Here is a 14,883-nt window from a genome sequence, read left to right as displayed (position 1 = left end):
CACCGATAGTAATTATCTAGTAAAAAATACATGTGAAATCTAAACTTCAAAATCGTTTGGAATCTGGCTTATCAGCTATCACTGCTGAAATAATGCCTCCTAGGGGAGGTAATACAGCTTTAGCTCTCTCAAAAGCCCTCACATTAAATAACCTTGTGCATGGTTTTAATGTTACAGACGGGAGTCGGGCAATCATGAGAATGAGCAGCCTAGCCTTGTGCAAGCTGCTTTTAGAGGCAAATCTTGAACCAGTACTTCAATTATCATGCAGGGATAGAAATCGAATTGCATTACAAGCTGAGTTATTAGGAGCGCATGCTTTAGGAATCAAAAATATCCTTTGTTTAACTGGCGATCCTGTTCGCGTAGGAGATCAATCCGAAGCCAAATCTGTTCAAGACTTCAATTCAATAGAACTTATTAGTCAAGTTACATCACTTAACAAAGGGGTTGATCCAGTCTCTGGTTTTTTGCCTGACGGCCCAACTAATTTGTTTACTGGAGCTGCGGCAGACCCAAACTGCAGAGGATTTGATGGCCTGAGAAGGAGAATAGAACTTAAAAAAAAGGCTGGTGCTCATTTCCTTCAAACACAAATGGTTATGGAGCCTAAAGTACTTGAAAGATTTTGCAAGGAAATAACTGAGCCAATAAAAATTCCAGTTTTAGCGGGTGTTTTTCTCCTAAAGTCGGCCAAAAATGCTCAATTTATTAATCGAGTAGTCCCAGGAGCATGCATTCCTCAATCAATCATTTCTAGACTTGAAAGCTCAACAAACCCTATTGATGAAGGGATCTCCATAGCTGCAGAGCAAGTGAAAAATTTTCTAGGCATTGCTCAAGGTGTTCACCTGATGGCCGTCAAGGCAGAGCAACAAATACCAATGATTTTAGATAGAGCAAATATCAATTAGTTGAACCAATAAGATCTGTTCCAAGCAACTCAGCCATTGCTTTTTGTTGAGGTGAAGGTACACCTAAATCTTGTCTTCGAGCATCAGTTATTAACCAATCTAAAGCAGCTTCCTGTAGATCAAAATGATCACCTTCTTTACCTACGCAATATCTACCGAAAACTAACTTCTCAACAAGTTGAACTCCTGGTCCAATTAGTGAGTAATCAAAAATTATTGAATTATCGATTGTTGCTCCTTCACAAATACAACAACTAGGACCAATCATAGAAGGACCGTTGATAGTAACACCGTCCTCAATCCTAGTCATTCCACCGACATATATAGGTCCTTTTACATGTATTTTATCCCAATTAGCTGCAACATTTAAACCAGTATAAATTCCTGGCCTAACTTGCTTTCCTGGAATTTCAACCTGTCGAACATCTCCTTTTAATACATTTCTAATAGCTCTCCAATAATCAGGTACCTTGCCAATATCAACCCACTCAAAATCCATCGGCAAAGCAAAAAAAGGTGCACCTTGTTCTACTAGTTTTGGAAATAAGTCTGAGCCAATATCAAAGGGTTGGCCAGAGGGAATATAATCAAAAATTTCGGGTTCAAATAGATAAATACCGGTATTAATCGTATCTCCTAGTGCATTATCTATAGAAGGTTTTTCTTGGAAAGCTTGAACACGATCTTCTTCGTCAGATACAACAACCCCATAACTACTTACTTGATCTTTTGAAACACGTTTAGTAATCAAACTAGCTAAAGCACCTTTTTCTTTGTGTCGTTTCACAGCCTCAGATAAATCTAAATCAATTAGGGCATCTCCACACAAGACAACAAAAGTATCATCAAAAAACTTTTGAAAATCTTGAATCTTTTTTAGTCCTCCAGCCGAACCAAGTGCGTCACCAATTAATTCTCCGTCTTCAATTCGGCCTTCAAAGCTATATGCGATTTCAACTCCAAATCTTTGTCCATCTCGAAAATAATTTTCTATTTCTTCTGCCAAGTGGGAAACATTGACCATAACCTCCGTAAAACCATGCTCCTTTAGAAGTTCCAACAGAAACTCCATCACGGGTTTCTGAAGGATAGGAATCATTGGCTTTGGAATCACATGCGTGATTGGCTGAACTCGGGTTCCCTTCCCAGCTGCCAGTATCATCGCCTTCATAGGCGGTTTAACCGAAGTTATACATGAACAACATAGAATGCTACCTCCACAAAGGGCTAAGCAGCAGCCGGCGAGCCATCTGTCACGTCTAAAGATGAGATAGGGAGTTGAGCAACCATTCCAGGTTCCAAAAGCCTCTTTAGACTTATAGGAGAGAACAAAGAACCTTTTTGCTCAATCTCCACCTTGCCCTGAGAACATAAAAACAATAAAGCCCAAAAGACTCCTACTCTATCGGTATCCAAATCCTCCGAGGCAGAATTTTCCCTCCATCTCTGAACTAATAACTCGAAATCAACCCAGTATAAAGCTTGCTCCCAATCGTTGATAAAAATTGCTAATGCAGCAGTGGTTTCAGGTAATTTCTCTCGGTGAGCAAGAGATGAAACTTGAGCAATAACTTCCCTATCACTTAATTTTTTTTGTCGTAACCTTCTACGATTTTGCAACTCATCATTTTTCAAAGATTCTGCAATTGTCTCAAGCTGATTTATTAATTCTCCAAGAGTAACTGGTCTTCTAAATGGAGGTGGAGCAACAGGCCTTCTCAATAGATGTCTCTCGGGGCGAAGAGGTAATTGAAAACTTTCATCAAGCCAGCCCTGTTCTTCAAAATCAAAGCCTGACTCATCTTCAACATCCATATCAACAGAAAACATTTCAGCCTCAAGGACCTCAGCCTTTAAACCAACCAAGACAGAAGCTGCTAAGAAAGCCTCACTACTCTGAGCAAGATCAACCTCATAACTTCCTCCATTTTGGCTGAAATGTTTTGAAATCTTTTTTGGGATATCAATACGCTGTTTAAGTTGGTCCAAAAAGCCGTCTACGACAGGAATAACATCTACATCCCATGGATCAATATCACCTCTTTGAGCAGCATCCTGCAATAAACGAATTGCAAGCCTTGCCCCAGAATCCGCAGTTTGAGTTAAAAGATCAACTGACAATGATAACTAGGAATCTAAAAGCAAGTTATCTCTTAAATGAATGAAGTGCCAGGGAAAGATCTTCAGTCTAAAAGTGGCGCTTCAAGAGTACCAATTGACAAATGAGGATTACTAATCAATGTTGATTGTTTAGCTCTAACTCTTTCAACAGCTAACAAATCTCTTTTAACCAACCCATCAATTGATGAAATATATGTATCTGTCATGATTTTTGGATACAGTCCAATTCCAATAATTGGAACTAATAAACAAGCAATAATATAAATTTCTCTAGGTTCTGCATCTACCAACTTTGCTTTTGATATTAACTTCGCATTTTCTTTGCCAAAAAAGATTTCTCGGAGCATAGACAATAAATATATAGGCGTCAAAATTACTCCAATGGCTGCTAATGATGCAATAACAATCCTAAAAGGAAGCGTATAAACTTCATCAGTTACAAACCCAACAAAAACCATTAATTCTGATATGAATCCACTCATTCCAGGTAAAGCAAGAGAAGCGAAAGCGCATGCTGTCCACAAAGCAAACATAATCCTCATATTTTGACCAATACCACCCATCTCATCCAATTGAAGCGTGTGCGTTCTGTCATAAGTAGCACCAACAAGGAAAAACAAACTTGCACCTATTAAACCGTGGCTAACCATTTGCAACATTGCTCCACTAGTGCCTAGGGAACTAAAACTTCCAATACCTATCAAAACAAAACCCATATGACTTATTGAGCTATAAGCAATTTTCCTTTTTAAATTTCTTTGAGCAAAGGAAGTTAAAGCCGCATAAATAATATTTACTACTCCAAGAACAATTAACAATGGAGCAAATTGCGCATGAGCATCAGGAAGTAATTGAGCATTAAATCTAAGAAGAGCATATCCACCCATCTTCAACAATATTCCTGCCAAAAGCATATGAACGGGGGCAGTGGCCTCTCCATGCGCATCTGGCAACCAAGTATGAAGAGGAACAATAGGAAGTTTGACACCAAAAGCTATTAGCAAACCTGCATAACAAAGCAGTTGAAACCCCTTACCAAAATCTTGCTGAGCTAAATGGGTATAACCAAAATCTGGTATTCCTCCCGCTTGAAAGAAACCCATTGCAAGACCAGCAAGGAGAATAAATAACGAGCTGCCTGCTGTATAGATAATAAATTTCGTCGCTGCATATTGCCTTTTCTTTCCGCCCCAGATTGCAAGGAATAAATACACCGGGAACAACTCCAATTCCCAAGCAAGAAAGAAAAGCAACATATCTTGAACAGCAAATACAGCTATCTGGCCGCCATCCATAGCGAGAATTAAAAAGAAAAATAATTTTGGTTTATAACTAACTGGCCACGCTGCCAAAACCGCAAGAGAAGTTATAAAACTTGTAAGCAATATCAATGGCATTGATAAGCCATCTGCGCCAACAGACCAAGTCAATCCTAGATCTGGGAGCCAACTAACTTTTTCATATAATTGCAAGCCTTCTTTACTTGGATCAAAACCTTTGAAGTAAGCAGCGACAGTAATTAAAAAAGTAATTAAAGCAATTATTAAGGCATACCATCGAACTTCTTTTCCTTCCCCTTTATCTGGAATAAAAGGAACAATTAATGCACCAAGAATGGGAAAAAATATGGATAAACTTAACCAAGGGAAATCGGCTTGAATTGGCTCAGGAATTAGCATTGTTCCTAGGTTCATACTTGTATTGAGAGCGAATTCCAAGACTCGAAATTAATCACCACTTTTTGAGTTTAGAAATTATGAGGTTATTGGCACCCTCTAGATAGGGGATGAAACACACATCTAAAAAAATTATGTAAATTACGCTCCTACGACACCAAAAAGTGCCACCAGAGCAATCACTCCTCCAAACACAATCAATGCGTAAAACTGAGCTCTTCCTGTCTCAAAATATTTGAGTCCTTCACCACTACCAAGAGTCAATAATCCAGTCAGATTAACTACTCCATCAACTACTTTTGCATCTACTTCTAGTACTTCTCTTGCGAGCTTTCTACTACCCTTTACAAAAATTTTCTCATTTATATCATCTAAGTACCATTTGTTCTGAAGAAATGAATTGATTTGAGGGTATTTCTTAGATAGAGAAACTCCAAGATCAAATCGTTTCAAATAATAAGTTAAAACAGCCAATAGTATCCCTGCGGATGAGATAGCTACTGAAGCAGTTGCAAGAGGAAGAAATTCTCTCCAACTAAACATTTCTGCTGCTTCAATAGCTTCACGGGGGTCTAACAAGTTTGCAAAAATACTGTTCCAAGGAACTCCTATAAACCCAATTAAGACAGAAGGAATTGCCAAAACTGCCAATGGGAATGTCATGGGCCATGCAGATTCATGAATCTTGCCAGCTTCATGTTCTTCATGTTCTTCATCTTTTTCTTTACCTGCTAAAGCAAGCAAAGAAAGCTGCATCTCTTTATTTTCACCTCGGAAAACTCCCTCAAAAGTGAGAAAATAAAGTCTAAACATGTAGAAAGCTGTCATTCCTGCTGTTAAAAAACCAATAAACCAAAGTATTGGAAAACTATTAAAGGCTTGACCAAGAATTTCATCTTTACTCCAAAAACCTGCTAGAGGGGGGATCCCACTGATAGCAATACAACCAATAAAAAAAGTTATTGCTGTGATAGGCATCTTTTTACGCAGACCTCCCATTAATCGCATGTCTTGAGCAAGAATTGGTTCATGACCAACCACCTCCTCCATGGCATGAATAACTGAACCTGAGCCAAGGAACAACATAGCCTTAAAACAAGCATGTGTAACAAGATGGAACATTCCTGCAACTGGTGCGCCACATCCCATTGCAAGCATCATGTATCCAAGTTGAGAAACTGTGCTGTAAGCCAATCCTTTTTTTAAATCCATTTGTGTCAAAGCGATTGATGCACCTAGAAAACAAGTTACTGTGCCAATAATTGCAATAAATAATTCAACAAAAGGGAACTGGCTAAATAGAGGATCAAGCCTTGCTACTAAAAAAACTCCCGCTGCAACCATTGTTGCTGCATGAATAAGGGCAGATATAGGAGTTGGACCTTCCATTGCATCAGGCAACCAAACATGTAAAGGAAATTGTGCAGACTTTGCCATTGGGCCCATAAAAACAAGAATGCAAAGAATCAAAGCTGCCCAAATGGGAACTGTCCCAGAGCTAACTGCCTCAGATAAACCTTCAGCGATTCCATGAAAATCAAAACTACCTGTTGCCCAAAAAAGACCCAAAATACCAAGCAGTAAGCCAAAGTCTCCCACTCTATTTACGATAAAAGCCTTCTGAGCTGCATGTGCAGCACCATCTCTGTCATACCAAAAGCCAACGAGTAAGTATGAGCACATCCCAACCAATTCCCAAAAAACATATATTTCAAGCAAATTTGGACTAACAATCAGCCCAAGCATTGAACTGCTGAATAAAGCTAAATAAGTAAAAAAACGAACATACCCAGGATCATGTGCCATATAACCATGGGAATAAATCATCACCAAGAAAGCAATTGTAGTAACAAGAGCAAGCATGACTGCCGCTAAAGGATCAATCACATATCCCATTGGCAACTCAAAAGATCCTGCGCTTGCCCATATAAACAAGTGTTCAACTGGAGGATTGCCTGAGAGTTGCTCAGCCAAAACTGCATAACTAATAAATGCTGAGGCACCTACTGAAGTTAAAAGGGTTATTGCAACGGGTTTTCTTGAACGATTAAAAAGATCGTTAAAACTAATTAATCCCAAACCAATCAAAACAGCCCCACAAAGAGGCAGGAGTGGAATTAACCAAGCAAAATCTGCAGCTGATTGCATCCAGATAAATCATATTGAAATAAGTTTAGGCAATTCTTGCTAGTAATTCAGTTAAATCAAAAGAGATAAATTTATCAGCTCCGATAGAAATAAATCTATGGGCCCACCAGAAAAAAAACACTGCAATGAGAATGCCCATTTGAGAGGGTCTAAGAAATTCCTTTATTTGTAATTTTTGTCGTCCATCCAACACAGCTAAGAATGGAACGACTGATGTTCTTTTCTTCAAAGCCTCAAATTCTTCTCCGAATTTGAGGCTAAGTCTTCTATCACCATGCCAAATAGCAAATAAATGATGTGCTACTAATCCAATACAAGTAACAAGAGTGAAACTTGTGCCTATCCAAAGTAAATGTGCAAAGCACCAAATAATTTGACCTATTGCCTGAGGATGACGAGTAACTCTGATTATCCCAGAAGCATAAATTCTAACTTTGGGCTTTTGGACAGCAGGAATTTCTAAAAGGTTATAAGTGGCTGGGTACAAAAAAAGAAAGCTAATTGCACTCAAAATCCAAATGACAGGAATTAATTCACCAACCCCTTGGTAATTCCAAAATCTAATCCCATCGTAACGATGAGAAATAAAATAACCAATCAAAATAACTGCGGAAGGGATACTCGCAAAAGCAAAAATCAATCTCCATGCCCTTGCTCCAATTAGACTCTCTGCCTTCACCCTTAAAGCCGCTCCTCCACTATGAATAACTGCGAAACAAAATAAAAGTAATATCATCACAAAACTGGAACTATGGGTATTTGAGAATGCCATTATTACCATTAAAATCCTCTTAAAAAATTATTAGATCCATACCGGATCAACAGTTGGAGTAGTTTTTTCCTACATTTTAATTTAATAAGTGCCATGAAGGCCTGCCACTATGGCCGAGATTCCATTCACTCTTGATCAACTAAGAATCCTCAAAGCAATTGTTGATGAGGGGAGCTTTAAGAAAGCGGCTGACAGTCTTTTTGTTACTCAACCAGCTGTAAGCTTGCAGGTGCAAAATCTGGAAAAACAACTAGAAATTGCCATATTTGATAGAGGGGGTAGAAAAGCTCAATTAACTAAAGCTGGAAAACTTCTTCTTAACTATTGTGAAAAAATTTTGGGAGAGTGCCAAGAAACTTGCAAAGCTATTGAAGATTTAAATAACCTCAAAGGTGGCTCTCTAATTATCGGAGCAAGCCAAACAACTGGAACTTACTTGATGCCAAGAATGATTGGGCTTTTTAGACAAAAGTTTCCAGAAGTTTCAGTTCAACTTCAAATTCATAGCACTAGAAGAACAGGGTGGAGTATTGAAAATGGCCAAATAGATATAGCTATCATCGGGGGTCAACTTCCATCAGAATTAAACGAATCATTACAAGTAATTCCCTTTGCAACTGATGAGTTAGCGCTAGTTTTGCCTACTAATCATCCATTAGCAAAGTCAAAAGGACTCACAAAAGAAGACTTATATAGTCTTAGATTTATTACCTTAGATAACCAATCAACAACAAGAAAAGTAGTAGATCAATTACTATCTTCTTCCGGATTAGATGTGCAGAGATTACATATTGAAATGGAATTAAACTCTCTTGAAGCTATTAAGAATGCTGTGCAATCTGATCTCGGAGCTGCTTTTCTGCCAGTTGTGTCAATTGAAAGAGAACTTTCAGGAGGAAGCATACACAGAGCCGCTGTTGCAGATCTAGAAGTTACAAGAGAACTAAAAGTAATCACAAATCCTTACAGATATTCATCAAGAGCTGCTGAAGCATTTACAAAAGACATATTACCTTTATTTGCCAGTTCATTCTCACCTCTATCTAGTTCTAAAATTTAGAACTGAATAGCTTCTTTATTGATACCAACAGCATCTTCTTCAGCCCCTTTTATAATAAATTTATTTTCATTAACATCTGCTTGATAAACGCAACGAACAATTGGCTGGTCCCGAATTGAACCGATATAAGCGAATGTATTCATTCTCTGTTTACACTCTCTAACATCTTCATTGTTTATAGCTCCTTGCTTTTGCAAAACAGTCCAATTTTCTCTTCTAATAACACAACCTGGTTGAAGAGCAGGTTGTGTAACAAAGCTTGTAGAGGGATTTAAGGTCGTATACATTTCAATATCAATCACAAAAGCGCTTGCACCGTATTGCCTACAAAAGTCTGGATCTGGAACCGCCATATCTAACTGTTGCTGACTTGCAATATTTCCCTGCCCCCCTGAAGTTGTGCTTGTAATTAGGCTACCAATTCCAACACCAATCACCAAAACCCCAGCTAAAATAGCAATTGAATTTGAGTTTATTTTAATTCCACCGCCACCACCTGATGGACCTGAAGAATTAAATCGACTTCCTTTTTGTTCATATTGATCTCTTACATTTGAATCTCTTCTTGAATTAAATTTATTTCCTTCTTGTCTTCTCGCCAGATCTGATCTTCTACGAGATGTGGGACGCCGATTATAAGGGCCTTGATTCATAATAATTTTTTAGTTCTAGGTAATCCCATGGAATAATTCATCACCTTACTATTTGGGTTATAACTAAGCTCTCCATCTTTAAGCAACTTTCGAATAAAATCTTCTAGCAGAGATCCAATTTTCCTCAAGCTATAATCGCTCAATTCACTATCAGCTTGAGAGTCAACTAATTCACGAAAATAATCTTGCACCTTTTTTATTGATTGATCGGCCCAACGGAATTCATTATCTGGATCAATATCTAAAGTCAAATGTCCATTATCCAGAATCAAATCATTATTTTTTACTACAGCAGTAAATATTCTTACGTGACGGGTGGTGCATTTAAGAATAGTGTCGCTCATGAATTTAAAACAACAAACCAAAATATATACTGCAAATTTAACGACCTTATCCCTTGTTGGGCGGTCTTAATCACTAAAGTTGTTAAATACTCTTTTATTTAAGTATGCGCGTAGCAATCGCTGGAGCTGGATTGGCTGGACTCTCATGTGCAAAATACTTAGCCGATGCAGGTCATACACCATTAGTTTATGAGGCAAGAAACGTACTAGGCGGAAAAGTTGCTGCTTGGAAAGATGAAGATGGAGATTGGTATGAGACTGGACTACATATATTTTTTGGAGCATATCCAAACATGCTTCAGCTTTTTAAAGAATTAAATATTGAAGATCGTCTTCAATGGAAAAGTCATTCAATGATTTTCAACCAACCTCAAGATCCTGGCACATATAGTCGCTTCGATTTCCCTGATCTGCCTGCACCAGTTAATGGAGTAGCAGCAATTTTAAGCAACAACGACATGCTTAGCTGGCCAGAAAAGATTTCGTTTGGCCTAGGACTAATACCAGCTATGCTGCGAGGTCAAAATTATGTAGAGGAATGTGATAAATACTCTTGGACTGAGTGGCTAAAAAAACAAAATATTCCTGAAAGAGTAAATGATGAAGTTTTTATTGCAATGAGTAAGGCACTGAATTTCATAGGTCCTGATGAAATATCATCAACAGTCTTGTTGACCGCATTAAACCGCTTCTTACAAGAAAAAAATGGATCAAAGATGGCATTCCTTGATGGGGCTCCACCAGAAAGACTTTGTCAACCAATTGTTGATCATATAAAAGCCTCAGGAGGCGACGTCTTTTTAAATAGTCCGCTCAGAAAAATTAATTTAAAAGAAGATGGATGTGTTGATAATTTCTTGATAGGCAGTGCTAAAGAATCCAATGGGAAAGAAATTGAAGCCGATGCATATGTCAGTGCAATGCCAGTAGATATTTTCAAAACATTACTGCCTAATGAATGGGCTTCTAAAGAAATTTTCAGGAAACTTGAGGGACTTAAAGGAGTTCCAGTTATCAACATTCATCTTTGGTTCGATCGAAAGCTTACAAATATTGACCACCTATTATTTAGTAGATCTCCTCTCTTGAGTGTTTATGCTGACATGAGTATTACCTGTAAAGAATATGAAGATCCAAATCGATCAATGCTCGAATTAGTCTTTGCCCCTGCAAAAGACTGGATCAGTCGCAAAGATGAAGAGATAATTGATGCGACAATGAAAGAATTGATCAAACTTTTCCCCATGCATTTTTCAGGGGCAAATCAAGCTAAGTTACGCAAATATAAGGTCATTAAAACTCCTCAATCAGTATATAAAGCCGTTCCTGGCTGCCAAGATTTAAGACCTGATCAAAAAACTCCCATAAGAAACTTTTTCTTAACCGGTGATTACACAATGCAGCGCTATCTAGCTTCCATGGAAGGTGCCGTGTTAAGTGGAAAGCTATGCGCAGAAAAGATACAAAACTCGACTGACATAATTTCTGCCAAGTCTTAATGTATCAGCAACAATCTTTTTTAAATACTTCAATTCAATAGACAATTGAAAACCAAAAACTTACAAACTATTAATTTTGGCTAAGCCTTCTTTGAATCTAGAGGATGCCTACGAGGCTTGTAGAAAGGAAACTGCTCTATGGGCTAAAACCTTCTACCTTGGCACAATGTTGTTGCCCACAGCTAAACGCAAAGCAATCTGGGCTATCTATGTTTGGTGCAGGAGAACTGATGAATTAATGGATAGCAATGAAGCACAAAAAAAATCTAGGAATGAATTATCAGATCGACTAAACAAATGGGAAGACAAAACAAAAAAAGTGTTTGCTGGAAATGCTGAAGATGATCTTGATGCAGTCTTAGCTGATACTCTTCAAAAATTCCCTCAATCCATTCAGCCTTATATCGACATGATTGAAGGACAGAGAATGGACCTAGATAAAACAAGATACAAAACATTTGAAGAACTTGAACTCTACTGTTATCGAGTCGCTGGAACAGTTGGATTAATGACCCAAGGTGTAATAGGAATTGATGCTGCATATACATCGAATCCAAACAAGCCTTCACCAGATACTTCAAAAGCTGCGATTGCCCTAGGCATTGCGAATCAATTAACCAATATTCTTAGAGATGTTGGAGAAGATAGAGGAAGAGGAAGGATATATTTACCACTAGAGGATCTAGATAAATTTAATTATTCAGAAGAAGATTTAATGAATGGGAACATCAATGAAAACTGGAAAGCACTTATGTCATTTCAATTAGCCAGAGCAAGAGATTGGTTTATTAAATCTGAGGAGGGCATCAAATGGCTCTCAATAGACGCAAGGTGGCCTATATGGACCTCTCTAAGGCTATATAGCGGAATACTTAATTCAATTGAAAAATTAGATTATGACGTCTTTAACAATCGTGCATATGTAAAGGGATGGGTTAAAGCTATAAACCTACCCATCTCTTATTTAATGACTATTAATGATGAAAAATACAAACTAAGAACACTAATTAATTGAGTATTTATATTTATACAGGTGTTTTTTGATTCGCTAAAAGATCCTTGAGTTTTGATAGCTCTCCAGCCCATCTTGGATCTGGAGCTTCTTTCATTGGTGCATCACTATGTACAACTTTCTTAACATCTTTACGATTAGAGCCTTTATTTCCATTGTTAGAACTTGCTCCTCTTCTTGAGTTACCAGAATTTGAATCTTTACGCTCAGAACGTTCAACCCTCAATTTATTACCACTAAATTCATGGCCGTTTAATTTTTCAATTAGTTCATTTGCAACTTTCTCATCTTTTATATTTGCGAAACCAAATCCCCTACAAGCCTTGGTTTCTCTATCAAAAACAGCTTTAAATTTGATGCCATCTCCTATTGAAGTAAGAAGGGCTTCAAGTTCTTTAACATTGACATTCTGCGGCAAATTACCGATGTAAAGGCGAACACTCATTTAAAAAAAAGGGGATAAAAAGACGACGGCATACGGCCGAGATTAATTTGATTTGTGTGTAGTTAATCACAAAAAGGGTGAATTCTCTAGGGTCCATTTACGAGCGACCTCCAAAGCCTGTTCATTTGTAAAAAATCGTCCATAAGCTTTTTCCTTTGAAAGATGCCTCATAAGTTCTCCCAAAAAGGGGCCAGGGGGTATTTTTAAGACTTTTTGAAGTAAATAGCCATTCAAAGGAGAAGAAGGGTGGAAGAGGGGGTCAGAGGCGTCTTTCCAGCGCTTTAGCCAAACATTCATATATTTTTCTTTCAAAAAAAGAATTAAAGATGGCAAATCCTCTTCCAAATCAATATGAAGTTGGAACCTTTCATCCTCTGAAAGATTATCTAAACCTAAGTTGGTAATTTTATGAACCCAAAACCTCAGGTTCTTGCATCTTTTTATTTCATTTTTACTAAACGTCAAATACGACAAACCATCATCACTAAGTAAAAATATAAGTTTTGCTAAAAAGCTTCCATGCATTGGTTCTCCTAATAAAATTTCTTTTCTTTTTAATTCGTGATAAGGAAGCTTATCTTCTTTCCAATTTTTCAATAATTGAAGCTCTAAATAAGTTTGCCAAGCTGAAGAACTCCATTTTGAATTAACTATTTTAAAAATTTCCATTTTTATCCTTTCAGGCGCAACATTACTTAATTTATCAATATTATTTTTTAGGAATTTTTTGGTTTTTTTCTCTAAATCAAAATTCAATTCACACATTAATCGAAAACCTCTAAGAATTCTCAATGGGTCATCAATTAAGTTCTTCTCACTTATTGCAACAATTTTCTTACGTTTTAAATCATCCATTCCTCCAGTTGGATCATAAATTTTTGGCCTTTCTTCAAGCCTTAAAGCAATTGCATTAATTCTAAAGTCACGTCTTAATAAATCATCTTTGAGATTCTCTCCAGCTTGTCGAGCAAAATCTAGAGTCCATCCATTCACAACTAATCGAGCAATATCTCTTTTTTCATCAAGCTTTATAAAAGTTGCATTAATCTTTTTAGATAAATTTTCGCTGAACTTAATAGCATTTGTTTGTATAACAAAATCCAAATCAGGTTTATGTCTCAATTTGTTCAATAGTCCATCTCTTATCGAACCGCCCACTAAAGCACTTCCAGCAGGCAGATCAGCTATGTCTATTGGCCAATCTTTTGGATTTAAATCTCTAAAAAGATCATTTAATAGTAATCTGTCATTAATTATCAAAATGACACCTAGATTTTAATTTAATAGCTATGTGCATCTGTGTTGATTGTGCCTGGGTAGATAGATGCAAGACCTACTACACAGTTGAAGAAAATCATGGAGTCAAACACCTGACCCAAAACCCCGATTTTCAAGGCAGTAATCCAAAAATACATATCAATATTTTGGATACGCCTGATAGCAAAATAGGAATAGAATGGGATGTCAGGGGGTGTGATAGTTTTAGTCTAGATCAAGGGAAATGGAGCAGACTGCGTCCTGGAGAAGAAATTCCAAAGTAATAATTATAGTAAAACCATTGCAAAATTTCTATACACTAAATTCAAAATATTTATTAGCCTTACACAGTTGCTCAGAATCCTTTAGCATTGGCCTTAAGGATATTGAAAATCCAGAATCGCTTGCAAAATGGGAAGTATTTAATATCGGTCGCTCATTGTCCAACAAATTATTTAATTGTATAGAAAAAATTTTACCGAGAAAATCATGGAAGCAAATAAATCGTATTGCAGTCGCAAAAGGTCCTGGAAGTTTTACAAGTACAAGATTAACCATTTCAATGGCTAGGACAATTGCACAACAAATTGATTGTCCATTAGATTCGATGAGTTCCTTTCATTTGATGGCGCCAAGACTTTACAAAAACCTTGATAAAAATTCAATCAATAATCCATTTTGGATAAAAGATATTTTACCTCGTAGAGGATTTGTAGCAGGAAAATATAAATTAATTAAAGTTCACCAAGAGTCAAATTTTCATGAATTTAGTGAACTTATTTCTCCTCATTTAATAATTAATGAAAAAGAAATATATCCTTCAATCAATGTCTCTAAAAATATGGAAAAAGATATTATTTCACTAATGAATTTTTCTCAACATTGTCACAACTTAAAAGTCAATTCTCATTGGAGAGCCACATTACCCATCTATCCAACTTCACCAGTAGATAATAAAAATAATAATCTATAAATTCAAATT

At 37.0% G+C, this 14,883-nt stretch carries 15 protein-coding genes; 6 read left to right on the top strand and 9 right to left on the bottom strand.

Annotation, left to right across the window (positions count from 1 at the left end; all coding sequences use genetic code 11):
- The first annotated feature begins 32 nt into the window (after positions 1-32).
- A complete protein-coding gene (locus O5633_RS09480) occupies positions 33-914 on the top strand; it encodes a methylenetetrahydrofolate reductase (protein WP_269609439.1) in 882 nt (293 codons plus the stop codon).
- On the opposite strand, the gene O5633_RS09475 is transcribed toward O5633_RS09480, so the two are convergent.
- From O5633_RS09475 to O5633_RS09455, 5 genes are all read right to left on the bottom strand, one after another.
- On the bottom strand, positions 907-2,085 hold the full coding sequence (locus tag O5633_RS09475) for a nucleotidyltransferase family protein (RefSeq protein WP_269609437.1): 1,179 nt from the start codon (positions 2,083-2,085) through the stop codon (positions 907-909). The genes O5633_RS09480 and O5633_RS09475 overlap by 8 nt on opposite strands.
- A gap of 56 nt (positions 2,086-2,141) precedes the next feature.
- A complete protein-coding gene (locus tag O5633_RS09470; RefSeq protein ID WP_269609436.1) occupies positions 2,142-3,035 on the bottom strand; it encodes a segregation/condensation protein A in 894 nt (297 codons plus the stop codon).
- Between the two features lie 62 nt (positions 3,036-3,097).
- Positions 3,098-4,714, bottom strand: a complete 1,617-nt coding sequence (locus O5633_RS09465) for an NAD(P)H-quinone oxidoreductase subunit 4 (RefSeq protein WP_269611346.1) — start codon at positions 4,712-4,714, stop codon at positions 3,098-3,100.
- A 138-nt stretch (positions 4,715-4,852) separates the two neighbouring features.
- Positions 4,853-6,859 carry an NAD(P)H-quinone oxidoreductase subunit 5 gene (locus O5633_RS09460; RefSeq protein ID WP_269609435.1) on the bottom strand — a complete coding sequence of 669 codons (2,007 nt, stop codon included), beginning with the start codon at positions 6,857-6,859 and terminating at the stop codon, positions 4,853-4,855.
- A gap of 25 nt (positions 6,860-6,884) precedes the next feature.
- A complete protein-coding gene (locus tag O5633_RS09455; protein ID WP_269609434.1) occupies positions 6,885-7,631 on the bottom strand; it encodes an NnrU family protein in 747 nt (248 codons plus the stop codon).
- Positions 7,632-7,740: 109 nt separating this feature from the next.
- Here O5633_RS09455 and O5633_RS09450 point away from each other — a divergent pair, with 109 nt between their 5' ends.
- Complete coding sequence (locus tag O5633_RS09450; RefSeq protein ID WP_269609433.1) at positions 7,741-8,691, top strand: LysR family transcriptional regulator; 951 nt, start codon at positions 7,741-7,743, stop codon at positions 8,689-8,691.
- Here the strand turns inward: O5633_RS09450 and O5633_RS09445 are convergent.
- Both O5633_RS09445 and O5633_RS09440 read right to left on the bottom strand, forming a co-directional pair.
- Positions 8,688-9,344 (bottom strand): DUF3172 domain-containing protein, encoded by a 657-nt coding sequence (locus tag O5633_RS09445; protein ID WP_269609432.1) that lies wholly within the window; start codon positions 9,342-9,344, stop codon positions 8,688-8,690. The two genes, O5633_RS09450 and O5633_RS09445, sit on opposite strands and share 4 nt — an antisense overlap.
- On the bottom strand, positions 9,341-9,688 hold the full coding sequence (locus O5633_RS09440) for an NAD(P)H-quinone oxidoreductase subunit M (RefSeq protein ID WP_269609431.1): 348 nt from the start codon (positions 9,686-9,688) through the stop codon (positions 9,341-9,343). The genes O5633_RS09445 and O5633_RS09440 overlap by 4 nt, the downstream gene beginning before the upstream one ends.
- A gap of 104 nt (positions 9,689-9,792) precedes the next feature.
- Between O5633_RS09440 and pds the strand changes: the two genes are divergently transcribed.
- Both pds and O5633_RS09430 read left to right on the top strand, forming a co-directional pair.
- Positions 9,793-11,187, top strand: a complete 1,395-nt coding sequence (gene pds / locus O5633_RS09435) for a 15-cis-phytoene desaturase (RefSeq protein ID WP_269609430.1) — start codon at positions 9,793-9,795, stop codon at positions 11,185-11,187.
- Between the two features lie 76 nt (positions 11,188-11,263).
- Positions 11,264-12,202 carry a phytoene synthase gene (locus O5633_RS09430; RefSeq protein ID WP_269609429.1) on the top strand — a complete coding sequence of 313 codons (939 nt, stop codon included), beginning with the start codon at positions 11,264-11,266 and terminating at the stop codon, positions 12,200-12,202.
- Between the two features lie 10 nt (positions 12,203-12,212).
- Here the strand turns inward: O5633_RS09430 and O5633_RS09425 are convergent, their stop codons facing one another.
- Positions 12,213-12,644: an RNA recognition motif domain-containing protein gene (locus O5633_RS09425; protein ID WP_269609428.1), complete on the bottom strand. Its 432-nt coding sequence runs from the start codon at positions 12,642-12,644 to the stop codon at positions 12,213-12,215.
- A 66-nt stretch (positions 12,645-12,710) separates the two neighbouring features.
- Positions 12,711-13,904, bottom strand: coding sequence for a CCA tRNA nucleotidyltransferase (locus O5633_RS09420; protein WP_269609427.1), 1,194 nt, complete (start codon positions 13,902-13,904; stop codon positions 12,711-12,713).
- A gap of 29 nt (positions 13,905-13,933) precedes the next feature.
- Here O5633_RS09420 and O5633_RS09415 point away from each other — a divergent pair, with 29 nt between their 5' ends.
- Together O5633_RS09415 and tsaB are read left to right on the top strand one after the other, a co-directional pair.
- Positions 13,934-14,185, top strand: coding sequence for a Ycf34 family protein (locus tag O5633_RS09415; RefSeq protein ID WP_269609425.1), 252 nt, complete (start codon positions 13,934-13,936; stop codon positions 14,183-14,185).
- A complete protein-coding gene (tsaB, locus tag O5633_RS09410) occupies positions 14,146-14,874 on the top strand; it encodes a tRNA (adenosine(37)-N6)-threonylcarbamoyltransferase complex dimerization subunit type 1 TsaB (RefSeq protein ID WP_269609424.1) in 729 nt (242 codons plus the stop codon). Before O5633_RS09415 ends, tsaB begins: the two co-directional genes overlap by 40 nt.
- The last annotated feature ends 9 nt before the right edge of the window (positions 14,875-14,883 follow it).

Source organism: Prochlorococcus marinus str. MIT 1013, assembly GCF_027359395.1.
GTDB classification, from domain to species: domain Bacteria; phylum Cyanobacteriota; class Cyanobacteriia; order PCC-6307; family Cyanobiaceae; genus Prochlorococcus_B; species Prochlorococcus_B marinus_E.
The sequence above is the reverse complement of the archived record's forward strand: the minus strand, read 5'-3'. Positions and strand labels throughout refer to the sequence as shown.

Excerpts from the sequence above, each read along its gene's own strand:
- O5633_RS09475 (WP_269609437.1), bottom strand. The coding sequence starts at position 2,085 with ATGAAGGCGATGATACTGGCAGCTGGGAAGGGAACCCGAGTTCAGCCA.
- O5633_RS09465 (WP_269611346.1), bottom strand. The coding sequence starts at position 4,714 with ATGCTAATTCCTGAGCCAATTCAAGCCGATTTCCCTTGGTTAAGTTTA.
- O5633_RS09460 (WP_269609435.1), bottom strand. The coding sequence starts at position 6,859 with ATGCAATCAGCTGCAGATTTTGCTTGGTTAATTCCACTCCTGCCTCTT.
- O5633_RS09455 (WP_269609434.1), bottom strand. The coding sequence starts at position 7,631 with ATGGCATTCTCAAATACCCATAGTTCCAGTTTTGTGATGATATTACTT.
- O5633_RS09450 (WP_269609433.1), top strand. The coding sequence starts at position 7,741 with ATGGCCGAGATTCCATTCACTCTTGATCAACTAAGAATCCTCAAAGCA.
- O5633_RS09445 (WP_269609432.1), bottom strand. The coding sequence starts at position 9,344 with ATGAATCAAGGCCCTTATAATCGGCGTCCCACATCTCGTAGAAGATCA.
- O5633_RS09440 (WP_269609431.1), bottom strand. The coding sequence starts at position 9,688 with ATGAGCGACACTATTCTTAAATGCACCACCCGTCACGTAAGAATATTT.
- pds (WP_269609430.1), top strand. The coding sequence starts at position 9,793 with ATGCGCGTAGCAATCGCTGGAGCTGGATTGGCTGGACTCTCATGTGCA.
- O5633_RS09425 (WP_269609428.1), bottom strand. The coding sequence starts at position 12,644 with ATGAGTGTTCGCCTTTACATCGGTAATTTGCCGCAGAATGTCAATGTT.
- O5633_RS09415 (WP_269609425.1), top strand. The coding sequence starts at position 13,934 with ATGTGCATCTGTGTTGATTGTGCCTGGGTAGATAGATGCAAGACCTAC.
- tsaB (WP_269609424.1), top strand. The coding sequence starts at position 14,146 with ATGGAGCAGACTGCGTCCTGGAGAAGAAATTCCAAAGTAATAATTATA.